Raw genomic sequence first — 1,129 nt, 5'->3', positions numbered from 1 at the left:
GAGCCGTGTGAGGTGAAAATCTCATGCACGGTTCTGAATGGGAGGGGGAGAAGGTGACTTCTCTCTCGACCCCTAATACCAGCAAGTCTTGACAATTGTCTGCCAACTCAACCCGACTCCAGAGCAGAGCTACAAACTCGATGCGACTCTGGAGGCATTCGCTAAGGCTTGCCATTTTGCCAATCAGACGGTCAACCCTAAGATTGCGAATAAAAATCGCATTCAAGGGGAAGTCTACAAAGCGATTCGAGAACAGTTTGAATTAACAGCCAACCTAGCTGTTAGAGCCTGCGCCCGAGTCGCCGCCAATCGCAAAACAGCCCAACTCAAAAAACGACCGGTCAAGCAGTTCAAACCCACATCAGCCGACTACGACGCACGGATATTTTCCTATCGAGAAAAAGACCAAACCGTTAGCCTGTCTACGGTTGAGGGTCGAGTGCGGATTCCGTTGGTTTTGGGAAACTATCAGATTGGCAAACTCAAAGGAAAGAACCCCACCTCAGCGACCCTCTCCAAACATCGAGATGGGAAGCTGTATATCCATATTCAAGTTAAAGACGACGTACCTCCACCCCAGAAACCCAAGGATGTTGTTGGCGTCGATCTCGGACGTAGAGATATTGCCGTCACGTCCGAAGGACAAAGTTGGAGTGGGAAGTCCGTCAATCAAATCCGAGAACGGTTCGCCCGAGTTCGAGCCTCTGTCCAAGCGAAAGGCACAAAAGGGGCTAAACGGCTTCTGAAACGGCTATCGGGGAGAGAGAGGCGTTATCAGAGTTGGGTCAACCACAATATTTCTAAACAAATCGTCCGTCGCGCCAAGGACACTCAGTCGATTATCGCCCTCGAAGACTTAACGGGAATACGAGAGCGAACCAACCGCCAACCTCGCACTAAGACTGAGCGCCGCCGTTCAAATTCTTGGGCATTTTATCAACTGCGACTGTTGATCGACTACAAAGCCATTAAAGAAGGTGTCGAGGTGGTAAGGGTTCCACCCGCATACACCTCGCAAACCTGCCATAACTGCTTGCACATTCATACAAAGAAAGGAAAGTCTTACCGTTCGGGTAAAACTTTTAAGTGCGGACATTGCGGGTGGAAAGGGGATGCTGATTTGAATGGC

The 1,129-nt window shown here is 50.0% G+C and carries 1 protein-coding gene; it reads left to right on the top strand.

Features of this window, described 5'->3' with window-relative positions:
• Positions 1–88: 88 nt before the first annotated feature.
• Positions 89–1,129: RNA-guided endonuclease InsQ/TnpB family protein (locus AC0QHF_RS00230; protein WP_324702184.1), on the top strand; the 1,041-nt coding region annotated here is incomplete at its 3' end.

It is taken from the genome of Lyngbya sp. CCY1209, assembly GCF_055795065.1.
The sequence above is the reverse complement of the archived record's forward strand: the minus strand, read 5'-3'. Positions and strand labels throughout refer to the sequence as shown.